This is a genomic window from Yersinia rohdei ATCC 43380 (genome assembly GCF_000173775.1).
GTDB classification, from domain to species: domain Bacteria; phylum Pseudomonadota; class Gammaproteobacteria; order Enterobacterales; family Enterobacteriaceae; genus Yersinia; species Yersinia rohdei.
This window is the reverse complement of the sequence record NZ_ACCD01000067.1, coordinates 1-3,238: the sequence shown is the minus strand read 5'-3', so window position 1 is coordinate 3,238 and position 3,238 is coordinate 1. Positions and strand designations below refer to the sequence as shown.

Below are 3,238 nucleotides of genomic sequence, written 5' to 3'. Positions count from 1 at the left end.
TTGCTGGGGCGCAAACAGGGAAGAATGCAGTGGAGAATAACTTCCTGCTCTCCCTGCTTGCACCTCCTCCGCCAGTAGCAGGACAGACAACGCCTCAAACTGAAGCTAACGCTGCAATCGCCCAGAAGTTGGATGCGGCGGTAAAAGAGTTTGGCAAAGTGAAACTGGTCCTTCTAATACCGGTGGTGATCAGATAGCAGAGTCAGGGCCAAATAATACTGGTGGAAATAAAACTGTAGACCAGTCGCCAAACAACACAGGTAATACCGAAGCCATACCCGACTTGCCAAATAATATGACAAGTGATGGGCATGATAATGGGACAGAAAAGCCATCTAATATAAAAATGGCAGATGATAAATATCTAAAAAATAATGGTATTGACGCTCATGCTTTAAAGGAGGATTTTTTAGGTGATGGAAAAAACTCCAATTACGATATTTTAATAGATAGAGATTCGGGGCAGCTTTGGAGCCTTAAGAAAGGTGGGAAGGGTGATGGTATCCCGACAGGTGAATTCATTAAGTAGAGGATTATCATGAATAAAAAAACAGTAATGGCGTATTTCTCTATTTATGGTGACACTTTTGATATTGAAGATGTTACCCGAAAGCTATGCCTTCAGCCTGATGAGGTAAAAATAAAAGGATGTATTCCGGATGGTAGGAAAAGGCCAAGTGTTGAGGCAAGCTGGAGATTAGCTACGAGCGATGAAGAGTTACATGATATTAATGCTCAACTAGATAAACTTATCAACTTGCTGGAAGGAAAAGAGAGGCAGTTGAAAAATATCAAAATAAAATATAATGTGAATTTTATTTTTGCATTTGTAGTTAAAATTGAAAATGGTGAGAAGCCAGGCATGCATTTTAATGTGGATAAACTTGATTTTATAAACAAGGTTGGCGCTGAAATAGATATTGACTTATATATTTATAGTTAAACTCAATATAGCTTAGCTTTTTTATGCCTTGAAAACTTCCACTTCCCGCCATTGCAACCGGATAACACCGGGCGCAGCGGCAAGATCCTGTTACTTTGCATCGGTGATACCAGACTCGGTGAGCTAATCCCCGACGGGTATGAGCAACGACGGCCATGCCGAAAGCACTACTCAGGCGGCGGTCTCGGATGGCACTATTACCATTCGCGATACCGATAAACAACAGCAAAATGTCGCTGACCTGAGCCGTGACGTCGAACACGCCAACAACGCCCTTTCCCCTATTTTCGACAAAGAAAAAGAGCAAAACCTCCTGCGCGAAGCCCAGTTGATTGGCGAAATTGGCAGTCAGGTGGCAGATATTGTGCGCACCCAGGGGGATATTGTCGCCACCAAAGCGGCGAACGAGAAGATGAAGGGCGTCACACCTGAAGATATTGCGGCAGCAGAAAAATAATGGGAAAAAGCCAACCCATGCAAGGTTCCGACCACTAAGGATATCAATGACCAGATCTACCAGACGGCTTATAATCAGGCGTTTAACGAGTCAGGATTTGGCACTGGCGGGCCGGTACAACGAGCGATGCAGGCAGCCACGGCAGCGATACAGGGGCTGGCTGGCGGTAACATGGCACAAGCACTAGCAAACGGTGCAGCACCGTATATCACCAAACTGATCGCCGATACTTTGCCTGATGACCCAGTATCACGCACACTGGCACACGCTGCGGTTAATGTGGTGCTGTGCCTGAATAATGCCGGTATCCAGATGTCAGAAGCGATAGTCCCGGGGGGGGGGGTAGAGCCAGTGGTACAATCGGCATAGGTACCGAACTAATTTCCTGGCCTATCAAAAAGGACTAACCAAATGATTTATGTGTTGTTAGGTATTGCACTTTTCGCTTTTGCGGTCGGAACGGTCATGTTTTATCGGTTTAGTAAAGCGACAGGAAGAGGCGTTCAGTCACCTTTTACCCCGATGTATTTTTTTGATGCGCTCTTTTTTGGGCTAAGTAGTAAACGTGACATGAATATTGCTGCATGTTCTTTTATGGTCTTTTTACTGAGTATGTGGGGGCTAACTTATTTAAAATTACGGACCAATTTTTGGGGCAGCCCTGAGAGTTATTTTGGTTTAGGGATTGCTGGGATTTTCTTTCTGATAATGCATTGTCGCTATAGTGCAAAGGATGTTGTTATCAAAAATGATGGCCTTGCACCAATGAGGGAATTAACCAATATCCGCCGGTCTGGTCTCACCAGCCCATTTTTATGGTTAAGTCGGGCCGGGTACCTCGGATGTTTAATTGGCATGATACGCTGAAGCAGGTTACTGAAATCTGCGATTCCGGTGCAGAATAACTATCTGAGTTCAAAAGATGTACTAAACCTGCACAAAGAGCTGGAAGAAGCCGAAAAACTGGCGCTGATAAACAGGGTTTCTACGAGAAATACGCCGAAGTCAGCAAGAAAAACCGCGAAGAGGCGGTAGCTGAAAACTGTTCCAGTAATCCATTCTGTGCCAATGGGGCATTGTCAGAAGCGGGTGCAGGTTCAGACATTGCGAACAGCTTGAAACGCCGCCCCCTGTTCTCAGACCTGAGCAGTGACGACCTGGCGCAACTTAACCGGTTCGTAGCCTATGCACTGAGCCTTCGTAATCTCGAAGATATGATGGCTGGCCGCGGTATTGTCGTCGACCACTCCACGTTACATCGCTGGGTTAGAGATCCAGTCTGGTAAGAATAGGATCAAATTTAGGTGTGACGAGTAATCATATATGACTGAAAAACTGACTAAGGTTCTTCTTACTGAAGGTTCCCTTCAAAATAGTCAACTAGAGGATTTTCGATATTCCTCTGGTTCCCTTGAACTAATTTTGTCTTCTGTAAATAATGAAGAGAGCAGTAAAGTGAAGGTGTTGTTCGACTGGGTTTATTCTTTTCGAGTGACAGATGAAGGTGACTTATTAAAAATGCAGGAAGAGCAGCAAGGGGAGATGCTTACGGGATTTTATCTCGTTGAAAACTCTAAGTATCTAGAGTGGTTTAATGAACAAAACGGTAATATGCATGACAGAGTTGTTCATTATATGCTCTCAACTGTAGACGATGTTATAGATATTTTAGCCTCCATTAGTCCTTCAATATCAATCAGTAATTGATTGCAACCCCGGCTACTGGTCGGGATTGCTGTTATTAAGCCTTAAATACTCCCACTTCCCGCCATAACCGAATAATACCGGGTGCAGCGACGACTTCCAGTAGCTCAGCATCAGTAATAACATCGGCCAAG

The 3,238-nt window shown here is 44.5% G+C and carries 5 protein-coding genes and 1 pseudogene; all 6 read left to right on the top strand.

What is annotated here, in order from left to right; translation table 11 throughout:
- Positions 1–197 (top strand): VENN motif pre-toxin domain-containing protein (locus tag YROHD0001_RS00135; protein ID WP_032818574.1); only part of this gene is annotated, 197 nt, incomplete at its 5' end.
- A gap of 86 nt (positions 198–283) precedes the next feature.
- Positions 284–529 (top strand): polymorphic toxin type 33 domain-containing protein, encoded by a 246-nt coding sequence (locus tag YROHD0001_RS0119115; RefSeq protein ID WP_231622880.1) that lies wholly within the window; start codon positions 284–286, stop codon positions 527–529.
- A gap of 9 nt (positions 530–538) precedes the next feature.
- Positions 539–943, top strand: a complete 405-nt coding sequence (locus YROHD0001_RS00140; protein WP_004716937.1) for a DUF4279 domain-containing protein — start codon at positions 539–541, stop codon at positions 941–943.
- A 136-nt stretch (positions 944–1,079) separates the two neighbouring features.
- Positions 1,080–1,685: pseudogene (locus YROHD0001_RS20795) on the top strand (hypothetical protein); the annotation flags it as partial.
- A 126-nt stretch (positions 1,686–1,811) separates the two neighbouring features.
- On the top strand, positions 1,812–2,267 hold the full coding sequence (locus YROHD0001_RS00145; RefSeq protein ID WP_004716934.1) for a hypothetical protein: 456 nt from the start codon (positions 1,812–1,814) through the stop codon (positions 2,265–2,267).
- Positions 2,268–2,723: 456 nt separating this feature from the next.
- The gene (locus tag YROHD0001_RS0119100; protein WP_032818569.1) at positions 2,724–3,107 is read left to right on the top strand and encodes a hypothetical protein; all 384 of its coding nucleotides are present in this window, start codon (positions 2,724–2,726) and stop codon (positions 3,105–3,107) included.
- Positions 3,108–3,238: the final 131 nt, after the last annotated feature.

Bases quoted from the DNA above. Each gene is read 5' to 3' on its own strand.
- YROHD0001_RS00140 (WP_004716937.1), top strand. From the start codon at position 539: ATGAATAAAAAAACAGTAATGGCGTATTTCTCTATTTATGGTGACACT.
- YROHD0001_RS00145 (WP_004716934.1), top strand. From the start codon at position 1,812: ATGATTTATGTGTTGTTAGGTATTGCACTTTTCGCTTTTGCGGTCGGA.
- YROHD0001_RS0119100 (WP_032818569.1), top strand. From the start codon at position 2,724: ATGACTGAAAAACTGACTAAGGTTCTTCTTACTGAAGGTTCCCTTCAA.